The sequence below is a fragment of the Cupriavidus taiwanensis genome (genome assembly GCF_900250075.1).
Taxonomy (GTDB): Bacteria; Pseudomonadota; Gammaproteobacteria; order Burkholderiales; family Burkholderiaceae; genus Cupriavidus; species Cupriavidus taiwanensis_C.
The window spans coordinates 1,840,810-1,855,523 of sequence record NZ_LT977071.1 but is presented as its reverse complement, the minus strand read 5'-3'; the positions used below and the strand labels follow the sequence as shown (position 1 = coordinate 1,855,523).

The window sequence follows — 14,714 nt, the reverse complement described above, 5'->3', positions numbered from 1 at the left end:
TCAGGCAAGCGTGTGGCGTCGCGCAAGGGCTGTCGCGCGTGGCCCGGCTTGCAAGTCCCCAATTCAGCTTGTTGTCTGCAGCACGCGCGATGTGGCTGGGCCGTATCGGCGCACTTTGCAATCGGACCGACATACCGCATGCAGCGGCGTGCAGCCCGTGGAGTTGCCCGGCTTCATCCAGGCAGAGTTGAACAATGGCCAGTTGATTGGCCAAGACATGGCGGCCCGCTGAAGCAAAGATTCACGCACTCAGGCCGCCGCGGGTGAGTTAAGGCTAGTCAGTTGCCCCTTCGCTTGCTGTAAGAATGTGTAAGAGGAGGCTGTAGCACTGCTTAACACGGCGTGGAGAAGAGGCGCAGAATTGCGCCGCGCAGCGTCTCTATTCGTCGCTGCCGAGCGGCGGCGCGATATGCTCCAGCGGGCGGCGTTCGGCATCGATGCCGAAGCGCAACGCCAGCAGCCCGGCGACGATCACCAGCGCCGCGCCGAAGCCGTAGCCCGCCGCCACTGCTTCGCGGCTGCCGCTCTCGATCAACGCGCCCAGCAGCAGCGGCGCGATGAAGCCGCCGGTGCCGGTGCCCACGGCGTAGAACACCGAGATCGCCAGCGCGCGCATTTCCAGCGGGAATACCTCGCTCGCGGTCAGGTAGGCGGAACTGGCCGCGGCCGAGGCGAGAAAGAACACCGCGGACCAGCACAGCGCCTGCGTGCGCGCGTCGAGCCAGCCCTGCACGAAGGCCCAGCCGGTCAAGGCCAGGCCAACGCCCGACAGCACGTAGGTGGCGGCGATCATGCGCCGGCGCCCGACGTGGTCGAACAACGGCCCCAGCAGCAGCGGGCCCAGCGCGTTGCCGAGCGCGAACGGAAAGATATACAGCGCCACGCGGGCTTCCGGCACGCCGTAGAAGCGCGACAGCACCAGCGCATAGGTGAAGAAGATCGCGTTGTAGAAGAAGGCCTGCGCCACCATCAGCGCCAGCGTGATCAGGCTGCGCTGGCGAAAGCGCCGCAGCAGCAGGCGCATGACCTCGCCCACGCCGGGCGCGGCGCGGCGGCGCATCGCCACCGCCGCGCAATCGGGCGACACCGGCGGCAGCGTCCCATGGCTGGCGCGCACTTCGGCCTCGATCGCGGCGATGATGCGCTCGGCCTCGTCCAGCCGCCCGTGCGTGGCAAGCCAGCGCGGGCTCTCCGGCACATGCCGGCGCACCAGCACGATCGCCACCGCCAGCACCGCGCCGAGCGCGAAGCAGGCGCGCCAGCCCCACACCGGACCGAATACGCGCGCATCCAGCAGCACCAGGCTGAGCCCCGCGCCCAGCGCCGCGCCCAGCCAGAAACTGCCGTTGATGGCCAGGTTCACGCGTCCCCTGACGCGCGCGGGAATCAGTTCGTCGATGGCCGAATTGATGGCGGCATATTCGCCGCCGATGCCCAGGCCGGTGCAGAAGCGGCAGGCCGCAAAGAAGGCAAAGTCGGGTGCGAACGCGGTCGCCAGCGTGGCCACCATGTAGACCGCGAGCGTGGCCAGGAACAGCCGCTTGCGGCCGAGCCGGTCGGCCATGCGCCCGAACACCAGCGCCCCCAGCACCGCGCCGGCGATGTAGAGCGAGCCCGACCAGCCCACCTCGGTCGCGCTCAGCCCGAGCGTATCGGGACGCTCCAGCACCGCGCCGACCGAGCCCACCAGCGTGACCTCCAGGCCATCGAGCACCCACGCGACGCCCAGCGCGATCGCCACGCGCCAGTGCCAGCGCGACCACGGCAGGCGGTCGAGCCGCCCGGGAATGTCGGTGTGGAAGGTGGTGCCGGCAGGCGGGCTGGCGAGGGCGGTATCGGTTGGCATTGCCAACCAGTATAGGAAACGGGCGCCGCGGCAACGATGCGCCGCTCAGCGGTACAGCACGGTCGGCAGCCAGAGGCCGATTTCAGGGAAGACGTAGAGCAGCACCAGCGCAATCAGCTGGATGCCCATGAACGGCAGCATGCCGAGGAAAATCTGGTTCAGCGTGACATGGGGCGGCGCCACGCCCTTCAGGTAGAACGCGGCCATCGCCACCGGCGGCGACAGGAAGGCGGTCTGCAGGTTCAGCGCCACCAGCAGCCCGAAGAACAGCGGATCGATGCCGAAGTTGTCCAGCAGCGGGATAAAGATCGGCATGAAGATGATGATGATCTCGGTCCACTCCAGCGGCCACCCCAGCAGGAAGATGATCAGCTGCGCCAGGATCATGAACTGCACCGGCGACAGGTTCATCGACAGCACCCATTGCTCGACCAGCGCCTGCCCGCCCAGCAGCGCGAACGCGGCCGAGAAGATCGACGAGCCCACGAACAGCCAGCACACCATGGCGCTGGTCTTGGCGGTCAGCAGCACCGATTCCTTGAGCACGCGGAAGTTCAGCTGGCGGTAGGCGGCCGCCAGCAGCGCGCCGCCGAGCGAACCGACCGCGGCGGCCTCGGTGGGCGTGGCCAGCCCGAACACGATCGAACCCAGCACCGCCAGGATCAGCAGCGCCAGCGGGAAGAAAGACGTCAGCAGCATCTTGAAGATTTCCACCCGCGCAAAGCTGAAGCGCCAGTAGAAATACACCAGCAGCAGGCCCACCACCGCCAGCGTGATCCAGAACCAGCGCGGTGCCGACACGGCGGCGGCAGGCGTGGTAGCGGGGCGGGCATCCGCCTCGGCGGCGCCGGGTGTGGCGGACGTGGCCGGTGCCGCAGGCGTGGCCGGTGCCGCGGCGGCCGGCGCCGCCGGTTCCTCCGACGGCGGTGCCGCCAGGTCGTCGACCGCCGCGCTGCTTTCCTCTGCGCCGCCCAGCGACAACGGCGACTCGACCGCGATGCTCGCGGCCGGGGAAGTGACCACGCTGTAGATCGTGCCCATTACCAGCGCCGTCGCCAGCGCCGGCAGCAGCACGATGCCGAGCTGGCGCGCGAACACGGCGCTTGGCACCTCGGCATTGCGCGGGCCCTTGAGTGCGCGCATCAGGCCCGCGCCCAGCGCCGGCAGGGCATGGGTGGCGCCGCGCGCCTGCAGCGTGCGCGCCACCGGCGGCAGCGGCACCACGCGTTCCGCTTCAGGCAGCGGCGGCGCCAGCGCGGGCTTGAGCTTGGCCAGCAGCACGATGTAAAGCACATAGAGCCCGGTCAGCATCAGGCCGGGGAAGAAGGCGCCGGCATAGAGCTGCACCACGGAGACGCCCGCGGTGGCGCCGTAGACGATCAGCAGCACCGACGGCGGGATCAGGATGCCCAGGCAGCCGCCGGCGGTCACCGCGCCGGCCGACAGCGAGGTGCTGTAGCCCGCGCGCAGCATGGCGGGGAAGGCCAGCAGCCCCATCAGCGTGACCACCGCGCCGACGATGCCGGTGGCGGTGGCAAAAATCGCGCAGGTCACCAGCGTGGCCACGGCGAGCGAACCGGGGATCCACGCCAGCGCCAGGTGCAGGCTGCGGAACAGCTTCTCGATCAGGTTCGAGCGCTCGACCAGGTAGCCCATGAACACGAACAGCGGGATCGAGATCAGGACATCGTTGGTCATCACCGCATAGGCCCGCTGCACCATCAGGTCCAGCGTCTGCTGTACCGCGATCTCGGGGTTGGCGTTGCGGTAAGCCAGCCAGGAAAACAGCACGCCCATGCCCATCAGCGTGAACGCGGTGGGAAAGCCCAGCATGATCGCCACCACGATCAGCGCCAGCATCAGCAGGCCCAGGTGCCCGCTGGTCCAGTCCCCCGGAGCCGGCATGAACCAGGCCACGGCACCGACGATCAGCACCATCAGCGACACGCCAAACCACAGTTCCTTCCTCATCGGCCGGCTCCCGGCGGGTTGTCGCGCGGCGGCGGAGCGTCGACCAGCTCGGCCGTGGGCGTGCCTTGCACCATCTCCTTGAGCTTGTCGACGTCGACTTCCTCGACATCGCCTTCGCGCAGCGGCCAGCTGCCACTGCGCAGGCACAGGACGCAGCGGATGGTTTCGGCCACGCCCTGCAGCAGCAGCAGCGCGCCGGCCACCGGGATCACCGCCTTGAACGGATAGATCGGCGGGCCGTCGGCGGCGATCGAAGAGTGTTCGTTCTGCGCCAGCGAGACCTCGAAGAAATCGATGCCGGCCCAGGCCAGTGCGATCACGCCGGGGAAGAAGAACGCCAGGTACAGCACCAGGTCGATGCCGGCCTGCATCCGCGGCGACAGGAAGCCGTAGAGGATGTCGCCGCGCACGTGGCCGCGCTTGGCCAGCGTGTACGCGCCCGCCAGCATGAACAGCGCGCCGTACAGCATGTTGCTGGCGTCGAACACCCAGGCGTGCGGCGCGCCCAGCGCATAGCGCGAGAACACCTCGTAGCTGATCATCAGCGTGAGCGCGATGATCAGCCACGAGGCGGCCTGGCCCACGAGGGTGCTGAGCCAGTCGATGCCCAGCAGCAGGCGTTGCACGGCGCGCGTCCCGCGGACTCAGCCGCGCTTGGAGAAGTAATGGCTGGTGGCCAGCCGGTAGTCGACGTTGGTATCGTTCTGCCAGCGCGTGGAGCGCTGCGCGAAGGCCTTCATCGAATCATTGACCTTCTTGAACATGGGGTTCTCTTTTTCCTTGCGCGCCACGATCTCGTCCCAGATCTTCAGTTGCGCCTGCAGCACCGAGTTGGGGGTGGCGTAGAACTTCACGCCTTGCTGCTGCAGCGCCTGGTAGTCCTTGGAATAGCGGTCGATGGCCTTCATCGACATGTCGGCCGAGGCCGCTTCCACCGCGTTGGCAATCAGCGCCTTGAGCTTGGCCGGCAACGCGTCGTAGCGCTTCTTGTTGAACAGGATCTCGAACTGTTCCGAGCACTGGTGGAAGCTGCGCAGCATGCAGACCTTGGACACGTCCTGGAAGCCCAGCGCGCGGTCGGAACTGGCGTTGTTGAATTCCGCCGCGTCGAGCAGGCCGCGGTCCATCGCCGGCACGATCTCGGCGCCCGGCAGCGCGTTCACCGCGGCGCCCAGGCCGGTGAAGATATCGATCGACAACCCGACGGTGCGGAACTTCAGCCCCTTGAAGTCTTCCGGCTTGGTGATGGGCTTCTTGAACCAGCCCAGCGGCTGGGTCGGCATCGGCCCGTACAGGAACGAGACCACGTCCAGGTTCAGGCTGCGGTAGATCTCCTGCTGCAATTCCTTGCCGCCGCCGTACTTGTGCCAGGCCAGCAGCATGTTCGGGTCCATGCCCCAGGCCGGGCCCGAGCCCCACAGCGCCAGCGCCGAGTTCTTGCCATACCAGTACGCGATCACGCCATGGCCGCCGTCCAGCGTGCCCTTGCTGACCGCGTCGATGAGGTCGAAGGCCTTGACCACCGCGCCCGCCGGCAGCAGCTCGATCTTGAGGTCGCCGCCCGACATGTCGTTCACCTTGGCGACGAAGTCGCCGGCGAACTCGTGGAAAATATCCTTGGTGGGCCAGGTGCTCTGCCAGCGCATCGTGACCGGCCCCTGCGCCTTGACTATGGCCGGGAAGCCCATGGCGGCCGCCCCCGCGGCCGCGCCGGCGGCGCCGCCCAGGAAGCCGCGGCGGGACACGCTGCTGCCATGGCCGCTACCCTGACCGCTGCTCCGCCCCTCTGATTTCCTCGCCCTGGATGCCATGACCGTCTCCCTCTGATGAGTGTGGGACTACCCGCGAGCGTGCCGGCCATGGAGGACCGAGGCCGCTCGCCACTGACGCGAACACCGGAAAAGTCGGGAAAAACTGGAGCATGCGGGGCCAGCGGACGCGCGGCAGGCCTGCCGACGGGCAGGGGTGCCGGGCAGGTGGCCCGTGATTCCCTTCATGGTAGGAAAGGCACAGGGAACCACAATCTAGGGATTACCCGCGCGGTGTGCGCCGACGCACTTCGTGGCCGCAGACGAGCGACGTGCCGCCGGCTCAGGCGCGCGCGATGCCGACCGTGAAGCCGGCTTCAAGCAACCCCGGCGCTTCGGCGGCCTCGCGCACTGCCATCAGGTTGGGGCGTGGACCCGCGATCGGATCCTGCACGGTGGCGCGCGCCGGCACGCCGTGCGCACGGTAGGCCGGATGGCTGCCCAGGACCTGGCGGTTGAGCGCGTCGCTGAAATACAGCTGGCTGGTCAGCGCCTCCGCGCGCCCGAGCAGCACCTTGAAGTGGATATGGATGGCGCGCGGCGCGTACCAGCCGGGATAGATCGAGGTGAAGGTGGCGACCCCGTCGCTGTCCGCCGGCTGGACCCCTCGAAGGAAGCGCGCCTGCCGGTCGCCGCCGCCTTCGCCGCTGTAGTGGCCTTGCGCATCGCAGTGCCAGATGCTGACCAGGGCACCCGGCACCGGCGCGCAGCCGCGCCCGGCATCGACCACCCGTATGCGCAGCCGCAAGGGCTGGCCGGGACGGCCATCGCGGATATCGGCGCGCACCAGGGCATCGTCCAGGTAGAACGGTCCTTCGGTGGCGGCCGGCGTCAGCAGGCAGGCCGCGGGCGTTGCCGCCGCGGCCGTGCCCGGCGCAATGCCGGCCGCGGCCAGCAGGCCGAGGTCGCGCAGGAAGCGGCGGCGCGCCGCGTCGGGGTCTGCGGGGACGCCGGCATCAGGCGCCGGGCCCGTTGTCATGGAGGCCTCCGTGGGGTTGCGGGTGGGCTGGACGGCGCTTGCCGCGAATCGGCCAACGCGGCCTCAGCGTCCCATGGCCTTGAGCATGGAATAACCGTGGCTGGTGATGCGCGGCGCCTGGCGGCGACCGTGCAGGACTTCGAGGTGAACCAATCGCTTGTCGACCAGGGCCTTGAGGTCGGTGGGATCGATCTGGCGGGAATCGGTGGAATCGAGGGAATCGGGGCCGTCGCTCAGCAACAGCAGCGTGGCAAGTTCATGCGGGCTCAGCACGTTCGTCTCCTTGGCTAGAGGGGGGCGTTTGCTGGGAGTCTGCGCGGCGACATCGCGCCGGCGGGAAGGCGTAATACGATCGTCGGGACGACGCGGCCACATGCATTGCACATGTTGCGCCGCAATGCGCAGCGCTGCCGGAGTCTCGCAATCCATTGGTTTGACGGGAGGCTCCGCGCGCGGTTCCTTGCTGCCGCCGTCCGTTACATGTGACCCGCTGTCGCAGCGCCGTCATCTCCATACTAGCCGGCCGCGGTGACAAAGCGATGGCCATGCCGGCATCGTGGGCAAAGGGAGCGGCAGCCGTCCGCTCCCGGCTTGCCCCTCGCCCTTACCGCGCTTGCCGCGCGCGCCAGGCTTCGTACAGGTCGACGCCCTCGTCGCGCGCCGGCACGTAGGCCAGCTTCATCTCGCGCTGCTCGAGCGGACGGGCCAGCTCGACGTAGCCGCGCTCGGCCGACAGGTCGTAAGGAGCGCCATCCTCGTTGGAATACGCGTAGTAGACCGCCTCGACCCCGGCCAGGTACATCGCGGTCAGGCACATCGGGCAGGGATAGCCGCTGGCGTATACGGTGCAGCCGCTCAGGTCGGGCTTGCCGAGCGCGCGGCTGGCGGCGCGCACCGCCTGCATCTCGGCATGCGCGCTGGGGTCGCAGGTGGCATCGACCTCGTTGACCGCGCGCGCCAGCACCTTGCCGTCCTTGACTACCACGGCGCCAAAGGGCCAGGTATTGCGCTCGCGCACGTTCTCCATGGCGAGGCGGATGGAATCCAGCAGATAGGCTTCGGTTGTCGACACGCGTTGTCTCCGTTCAGGCCTGGCCCGCGCAGGCTGAGTGATGCGGGCCTCGCGACTATAGGACAGCCTGCGCGGGCACGGTGGCGCGGGTTGTTATAGAGCGTATTCGGGCGCCGGCCGGCTATTGCGGCTGGCACTGGCGCGCATTCGAATCCTTAACTTCGCGTGGCGCGGGCGGCGTGCCAGAATGCGCCCGATGTATTCCTGAAGGATTCCACATGCTGGTGGCGCGCCTGTTCGTTTCCCTGTCCCTGTTCATTGCCATGCTGACATCCGTTCCCGCCGCCGCGAGCGCAACGCCCGAGCAACAACTGCGCGACGCCGCGGCGCGCGGCGACGCCGCGCAGGTCAGCGCGCTGCTGGCCCAGGGCGCCAGCATCGACGCGCGCGACGCGCAGGGACGCACCGCGCTGCTGCTGGCCACGCACCACAACCGCGTGCAGGCGGCGCGGGTGCTGATCGATGCCGGCGCCGACGTGAACGCGCAGGACGCGATCCACGACAGCCCCTACCTGTATGCCGGCGCGCGCGGCCACAACGAGATCCTGCGCATGACGCTGGCGCACGGCGCCGACTTGCTCAGCACCAACCGCTACGGCGGCACCGCGCTGATCCCCGCCGCCGAGCGCGGCCATGTCGAGACCGTGCGCCTGCTGATCGCGGCCGGCGTGGCGGTGGACCATGTGAACCGGCTCAAGTGGACGGCCTTGCTCGAGGCCATCATCCTCGGCAACGGCGGCGCCGCCCATACCGAGATCGTGCGCCTGCTGGTCAACGCGGGGGCCGACGTGAACCTGGCCGACGGCGACGGGGTCACGCCGGTGCAGCATGCGCGCCAGCGCGGCTATACGCAAATCGAGCGCCTACTCCGCGACGCCGGCGCGCGTTGAGACTGCTGCGCTCTGTGATCTGCGTGCCATCGGCTGCGACCCGTTTTGGGGGCGCCGTGACCGAGCCTCATATATACTGTCAGTGTGCATACAAAATGGTGAAGGCAATGGCTTCGAGAGCAAAGCGCAGTGCAACGACTGAAAGCGGCGGCCTGGCTACTGCAGTGCCGGAAGCGGATCCGGCCAAGGAACTGCTCTGGGCACGTCCCGGGTTTCTGGTGCGGCGGCTTCACCAGATCCACGTGGCGATGTTCTTCGAGGAGTGCAAGGCGCCCAATATCACGCCGGTGCAGTACGCCATCCTGACCGTGCTGTCGGTGCTGCCGGGGCTGGACCAGACCTCGCTGGGACAGGAGGTGGGGCTGGACCGAACCACGACGATGGACGTGGTGCGCCGGCTCGAAGAGCGGGGCCTGGTCGAGCGCCGCGAGAATCCCGCGGACCGGCGCACGCGCCACGTTCACCTGACGCGCGAAGGCAAGAGCGTGGTCACGTCGCTGCGTGCCGACATGGCGCGCGCGCAGGAGCGCATGCTGGCGCCGCTGAAGCCGGCGCAGCGGGAGGTATTCATGGAATTGCTGGCCACACTGGTGGAAGCCAACAACCAGTACAGCCGCACCGTTTTGCGGAGCATGTAAGCACCACGGCGGGCTCAAGGCCCGCCGTTTTTCATTGCGATGTGGCTCAGACCGGATAGACCAGGTCGTTCGCGATGATGGTGGTGTCGTACACCACCTGGCGCTCGCGCAGCAGCAGCCTGCCGCCCTGGCGGCGGAAGCGGTCATGGTAGGTCCCGGCGAGGTGGATCGTGGTGGGGCCTTCGACCAGCGTCTGCAACAGCATGAAGTTGGCCTGCGCCACGATATCGCCGTCGACGGTCTCGTCGCTGACCCGCGTGTTGGTCACCAGGTGCAGGTTGTAGCGCGGGGCGAACATCTGCGTATTGGCGATCGCCGCGGCGCGGTCGCGCAGCATGCCGATGCCTTCGGCATACACCAGCCCGACCGGCAGGTTGCGTTCGGCGTTCTCGCGCGCGGTGATGCGGTAGAGCGCATCGTCGGTGAAGAAGCCCGGCCAGTGCTCGACCATGCCGGCGTCCAGCGCCGCGCAATAGTCGGCGTGAAAGGCATCGATCTCCAGCCGCAGTTCGGCCGCGCGCGCGGTGCCGAGGGTGCTCTCGCGATAGAGGGAGTAGTTCATCGGTTTCATATGCTTTTGGATTCCCGTCAGGCCGCGTTCAGAATCCCATCACGCCGCGGTAGTACTGGTACATCGCGCGGATCGCGGATTCGGAGATCAGGGAACTGGAAGTGCCGATCTGCTGGGCGTCCAGCTTGAGCACGTTGAGGTCGCTGCTGGAGCGGCGCACACCTTCCTGTACGAACTTCATCGCCTCATTGTCTTCCAGCCCGAGAAAGCCGGCGGGGCCCATCAGGTTGCCCTGGCGCAGGCGGTGCTGCGTCATTTCCTCGGTATCGTCCTCGTAGCCGAACATGGTCCACAGCATCAGCATGCTGTCGGGGCCGTTGGGTACGATCTGGCGCACGCCCAGCGTGTTCATCTCGCGCTGCACGATCAGGTTGGGCCAGATCGTCTGCATCGTCACCGACCACGGTGAGTCGAACTCGCGCACGTACTCCAGGAAGCGCTCGTCCTCCAGCCGCATGCCTTCGTGGTACGAGCGCATCTCCTTTTTGTTCTCGTCGCTGACGGCCGCATACTTGTCTTCCTTCTTGGCCGATGCCATGGTGCCGTGGCGGCCGTGCGCGGGGTCGGCGATCATTGCCGACTCGTTGCCCGCCACCAGCAGGCCGAACACCACCAGGAAGGAGTGCAGCAGCGTGGCGTGGTAGGGGTCCTTCAGGTTCTCGTGGTACATCTTCCAGTTGCACGGCAGTTCGTTCTTGTAATAGCCGAGCACCTTGAGCGGCTTGCCGTTGAAGACCACGTCGAAGTCCTTCAGGATCTCCGGCGTCATGTAGTCTTCCAGGCTTTCCATGTCGGGCGCGTAGGAGGCAAAGATCACGCCGTTGCGCGTTGCCACGTGCAGCTTCACCAGTCCGTGGTCTTCGTTGCGGAAGTCTTTGGGCATGCCGCCGGCGCGGTTGACGCCGCGCTTGAACGGAACGCCCTGCAGGTTACCCTTGAGATCGTAGGACCACTGATGGTAAGGGCAGACGAATTCCTTGGCGTTGCCCTGGCTGTGGCGGCAGAACTCGGCGCCGCGGTGCGCGCACCGGTTCTCGAACACGTTGATCGAGCCGTCCTCGGCGCGCGACACGACCAACGGCGTCGCGCCGACATACGAGCGCTTGAAGTCGCCCGCATGCGGGATTTCGGCTTCGAGCGCGACATAGTTCCACGAGCGGCCGCGGAAGATCTTCTGCAGTTCCAGGTCATGCACGGCCTGGCTGGTATAGACCCAGTCGGGGATATAGTGCAGCCCGTCCTCGGGCCAGCGGCATTCATCCAGCGACGGGTTCTTCTTGCCCAGCGTGTGCTGGATCACCGCTTGTGTCTGGTACATGTGGGGGTCCTCTCAGAGTGTGATAGAGCTGTCTGCTTCGGTTTGGCGTTCGCGGACGACCTGTCGCAGCGGCAGTCTGTCGTCGCACAGGCGTGCCAGATGGGATGAGACGTCGCGTCCAACCAGTGCGCGCAACTGGCGCAGGTCGCCGCCTGCATTCACGGCAATGGCGTGGCTCAGGCGGCCCTGGCGGGTGCCCAGCAGCATGAACTTCGGCGCGGCGTCATCGTGGGCGGCGCTGCCGCGCCAGGCATAACGGAGTTCCGGATGCGCGGCGCCGAGCATCTGTACGTTGCAACCGAACTGGTCAGTCCAGAACCACGGCAGTGCTGCGGGTTCGGCATCCACGGCCATCATGGATGCTGCCGCGATGCGCGCCTGCTCATTGGCGCTTTGCCACGACTCGAGCCGCACCTCGGTGCCGAACAGCGGCTGGTACTGGCTGCAGCAGTCGCCAGCGGCGTAGACGCTTTCGGCGCTGGTGCGGCACCGGGCGTCGACCTGGATGCCGCCGTTCTGCGGATGCAGAGCCAGCCCGGCGCCCACCGCCAGCGTGACTTCCGGGGTGAGGCCGATGGCAATCACCACCAGCGGAGCGCGCAGCGACGCGCCATCGTCGAGTTGCATCCGCACGGCGCCGCCCTGGACATCGCAATGAACGATGCCGCAGCCGAGGCGCAGGGTCACGCCTTGCGCCTGCACCCGGTCGGCCAGCCACGTGGAAAGCTCAGCGGGCAGCGCGCGGGCCAGCAGGCGGTGTGCATGCTCGACCAGCGTAACCTTCAGGCCCATGGCCGCGGCCGTCGAAGCGGTCTCCAGGCCAAGGAAGCCACCGCCGATCACCACCAGTTCACCGGCGCGCGGCATGGCGTCGCGCAGGCGCGCCGCGTCATCCAGCGAGCGCAGGTAATGCACATGGGGCGTGCCCGGCGGCAGCGCCGGCAGCACGCGGGCATTGCCGCCGGTGGCGAGCAGGCAGGCGTCGTAGCCGATGGCGCTGCCGTCTGCCAGGTGCGCGACATGGCGGGCTGCATCGAGCGAGGTGACGCTGGCGCCCAGCCGCAGTTCGATGTCCTGGTCGGCATAGAAGCTGGCGGGGTGCACGCCGATCTTGCCGTCCTGTCCGACGTCGGCGAGCACGGACTTGGACAGCGGGGGGCGTTCGTACGGCGCGTGCCGTTCGCCGCCTGCCATGACCAGGCGGCCGCCGTAGCCCAGGCCACGCAGCGTGGCCGCGGCCATGGCGCCGGCCTGGCCGGCACCGACGATCAGGATGGGCGTGTGCTCTGTCATGACCGCCTCCTTACAGCTCGACCCACACCCGGCTGTCTTCGATCTTGACCGGATAGGTGCGGATATCGCCGGTTGCGGGCGCGCACATCGCCTTGCCGGTGCGGATGTCGAAGCGGGCCTGGTGCAGAGGGCATTCGATGCAGCCGTCTTCCAGATAGCCGTCGGACAGCAGGGCGTACTGGTGCGTGCAGACGTTGTCGGTGACAAAGAACGCGTCATCGCTGCGATAGACGGCAAGCTGGCGATCGCCCAGCGTCAGCGGCATCACCTCGTCGTTCTGCAGCGTGTCGGCCGCATCGATGTGAATCCATGCCATGGTCATCTCCGTAAATCTAATTTGTCAGTATGCTGAGTATATAAGATCAGTGTACTGATGTTTTGGGCGAGAAATATCCTTGTTAACCCTGACTGGTGCGGGCCGTCCCGGTCGTGGCCGCGGCGCCGTGCTGCAGCGTGGGACGTGTCTGCCACCGCGCCAGGATCTCGCCCATGATGCCGCGGCGGAACGTCAGCACGCAGACCACGAAGATCAGCCCGGTCACCATGCTGACCGACTCGCCCAGCGTATCGAACCAGCCGATCCCAGTCATCGCCGCCAGCGCGTTGCCCGCATCCCCCAGCTTGTTCTCCAGCGCGACAATGACCAGCGCGCCGACCAGCGGGCCGGACAGGGTGCCCATGCCGCCGACCAGTGTCATCAGGATCACCGAGCCCGACATCATCCAGTGGACGTCGGTCAGCGTGGCGAAGCCCAGCACCAGAGTCTTGAGCGCGCCCGCAAGCCCGGCCAGCGCCGACGACAGCACGAACGCCAGCAGCTTGAACCGGTCCGCGTCATAGCCCAGCGAGACCGCGCGCGGCTCGTTTTCCTTGATCGCCCGCAGGATCTGCCCGAAGGGCGAGTTGACGATACGCATGATGCCGAGGAAGGCAGCGACCGTGATCGCCAGCACCACGTAGTACATGGTGTGATCGGACGCCAGCGGCAGCAAGCCGAACAGCTCGCCGCGCGGCACCGCCTGCATGCCGTCTTCGCCGCCGGTGATTGGCGCCTGCAGGCAGAAGAAGTAGAACATCTGCGCCAGCGCCAGCGTGATCATGGCGAAGTAGATCCCCTGGCGGCGGATCGCCAGCGCGCCGAACACCAGTCCCAGCAGCGCACCGAAGGCGGTGCCGCCGAGCAGCGCCAGTTCCGGCGCGAGCTGCAGCGACTTCATTGCATAGCCGCAGGCGTAGGCAGCGCCGCCGAAGAACGCGGCATGGCCGAACGACACCAGCCCGGTATAGCCCAGCAGCAGGTTGAAGGCGCAGGCAAACAGCGCGAAGCACAGCAGCTTCATCACCAGCACCGGGTAGGCGCCCAGCCAGGGCGCGAGCAGCAGCGCCGCCAGCAGCAGTCCGTATGCGAGCCGCGGCCGCGTTGCGTAAGTGGGGCTTGCCATTATTTCTCCTTTCCAAACAAACCGGCCGGCCGCACCAGCAGCACGCAGACCATGGCGACGAAGACAACGGTCGCGGACGCTTCGGGATAGTAGACCTTGGTGATGCCTTCGAACACACCCAGTCCCAGGCCGGTAAAGATCGAGCCGAGGATCGAGCCCATGCCGCCGATCACCACCACCGCGAACACCGTGATGATCAGGTTTTGACCCATCAGCGGGGACACCTGCATCACCGGCGCGGCGAGCACGCCGGCGAGCGCCGCCAGCCCGACGCCGAAGGCATAGGTCAGCGTCACCAGCAGCGGCACATTGACGCCGAAGGCTTCGACCATGCGCGGATTCTCGGTGCCGGCGCGCAGGTAAGCGCCCAGCCGGGTCTTCTCGATCATGAACCAGGTAGCGAAGCACACCGTCAGCGATGCCACTACCACCCAGGCACGGTAGTTGGGCAGCACCATGAAGCCCAGCTGGCTGATACCGGTCAGCGCTTCAGGGGTGGGGTAGGGCAGCCCGGAGACCCCGTAGACCGAGCGCAGCAAGCCTTCGATCAGCAGGCAGATGCCGAGCGTCAGCAGCAGCCCGTACAGGTGGTCGAAGCGGTACAGGTGGCGCAGCATGGTGCGCTCTAGTACAACGCCCAGCGCACCGGCCACCAGCGGCGCCAGCAGCAGCATCAGCCAGTAGCTGATCCCAAGGTAGTTCAGGCCCATCCACGCCAGCACCGCGCCCAGCATGAACAACGCGCCGTGCGCGAAGTTGATCACGTTGAGCAGGCCGAAGATCACGGCCAGCCCCAGGCTCAGGATCGCGTAGAACGACCCGTTGACCAGCCCCAGCAGCAGCTGGCTCAGCAGCGCGGGCAGGGGCACTCCAAACAATTCCATGA

15 protein-coding genes are annotated in these 14,714 nt (G+C 67.4%); 2 read left to right on the top strand and 13 right to left on the bottom strand.

All coding sequences use genetic code 11. The annotated features are described in order from the left end of the window. Window positions 1-379: 379 nt before the first annotated feature. From CBM2588_RS24735 to CBM2588_RS24705, 7 genes are all read right to left on the bottom strand, one after another. On the bottom strand, window positions 380-1,846 hold the full coding sequence (locus tag CBM2588_RS24735; RefSeq protein WP_115682940.1) for an MFS transporter: 1,467 nt from the start codon (window positions 1,844-1,846) through the stop codon (window positions 380-382). 45 nt (window positions 1,847-1,891) lie between these two features. Next, entirely contained in the window at window positions 1,892-3,817 is a 1,926-nt protein-coding gene (locus CBM2588_RS24730; protein WP_115682939.1) for a TRAP transporter large permease, read from the bottom strand. Further along, entirely contained in the window at window positions 3,814-4,443 is a 630-nt protein-coding gene (locus tag CBM2588_RS24725) for a TRAP transporter small permease subunit (RefSeq protein WP_115682938.1), read from the bottom strand. The genes CBM2588_RS24730 and CBM2588_RS24725 overlap by 4 nt, the downstream gene beginning before the upstream one ends. A gap of 18 nt (window positions 4,444-4,461) precedes the next feature. Further along, entirely contained in the window at window positions 4,462-5,505 is a 1,044-nt protein-coding gene (locus CBM2588_RS24720; RefSeq protein WP_231942325.1) for a TRAP transporter substrate-binding protein, read from the bottom strand. Between the two features lie 403 nt (window positions 5,506-5,908). Then, window positions 5,909-6,604 carry an intradiol ring-cleavage dioxygenase gene (locus tag CBM2588_RS24715; RefSeq protein WP_115682936.1) on the bottom strand — a complete coding sequence of 232 codons (696 nt, stop codon included), beginning with the start codon at window positions 6,602-6,604 and terminating at the stop codon, window positions 5,909-5,911. Between the two features lie 63 nt (window positions 6,605-6,667). Then, window positions 6,668-6,877, bottom strand: coding sequence for a hypothetical protein (locus CBM2588_RS24710; protein WP_115682935.1), 210 nt, complete (start codon window positions 6,875-6,877; stop codon window positions 6,668-6,670). Between the two features lie 331 nt (window positions 6,878-7,208). After that, window positions 7,209-7,676 carry a nucleoside deaminase gene (locus CBM2588_RS24705; RefSeq protein WP_115682934.1) on the bottom strand — a complete coding sequence of 156 codons (468 nt, stop codon included), beginning with the start codon at window positions 7,674-7,676 and terminating at the stop codon, window positions 7,209-7,211. Window positions 7,677-7,894: 218 nt separating this feature from the next. Between CBM2588_RS24705 and CBM2588_RS24700 the strand changes: the two genes are divergently transcribed. Continuing rightward, window positions 7,895-8,566, top strand: coding sequence for an ankyrin repeat domain-containing protein (locus CBM2588_RS24700; protein ID WP_115682933.1), 672 nt, complete (start codon window positions 7,895-7,897; stop codon window positions 8,564-8,566). Between the two features lie 107 nt (window positions 8,567-8,673). Next, window positions 8,674-9,204, top strand: a complete 531-nt coding sequence (locus CBM2588_RS24695; RefSeq protein ID WP_115683726.1) for a MarR family winged helix-turn-helix transcriptional regulator — start codon at window positions 8,674-8,676, stop codon at window positions 9,202-9,204. Between the two features lie 46 nt (window positions 9,205-9,250). On the opposite strand, the gene CBM2588_RS24690 is transcribed toward CBM2588_RS24695, so the two are convergent. The 6 genes from CBM2588_RS24690 to CBM2588_RS24665 form a co-directional block, all read right to left on the bottom strand. After that, on the bottom strand, window positions 9,251-9,766 hold the full coding sequence (locus tag CBM2588_RS24690) for an aromatic-ring-hydroxylating dioxygenase subunit beta (RefSeq protein WP_172583660.1): 516 nt from the start codon (window positions 9,764-9,766) through the stop codon (window positions 9,251-9,253). Between the two features lie 37 nt (window positions 9,767-9,803). After that, window positions 9,804-11,093, bottom strand: a complete 1,290-nt coding sequence (locus tag CBM2588_RS24685) for an aromatic ring-hydroxylating dioxygenase subunit alpha (RefSeq protein WP_115682931.1) — start codon at window positions 11,091-11,093, stop codon at window positions 9,804-9,806. A gap of 12 nt (window positions 11,094-11,105) precedes the next feature. Beyond that, the gene (locus tag CBM2588_RS24680; RefSeq protein ID WP_115682930.1) at window positions 11,106-12,386 is read right to left on the bottom strand and encodes an NAD(P)/FAD-dependent oxidoreductase; all 1,281 of its coding nucleotides are present in this window, start codon (window positions 12,384-12,386) and stop codon (window positions 11,106-11,108) included. 10 nt (window positions 12,387-12,396) lie between these two features. Next, window positions 12,397-12,702, bottom strand: coding sequence for a non-heme iron oxygenase ferredoxin subunit (locus CBM2588_RS24675; protein ID WP_115682929.1), 306 nt, complete (start codon window positions 12,700-12,702; stop codon window positions 12,397-12,399). An 82-nt stretch (window positions 12,703-12,784) separates the two neighbouring features. Continuing rightward, entirely contained in the window at window positions 12,785-13,828 is a 1,044-nt protein-coding gene (locus CBM2588_RS24670) for a branched-chain amino acid ABC transporter permease (RefSeq protein WP_115682928.1), read from the bottom strand. After that, window positions 13,828-14,712 (bottom strand): branched-chain amino acid ABC transporter permease, encoded by an 885-nt coding sequence (locus CBM2588_RS24665; protein ID WP_115682927.1) that lies wholly within the window; start codon window positions 14,710-14,712, stop codon window positions 13,828-13,830. The genes CBM2588_RS24670 and CBM2588_RS24665 overlap by 1 nt, the downstream gene beginning before the upstream one ends. Window positions 14,713-14,714 lie beyond the last annotated feature (2 nt).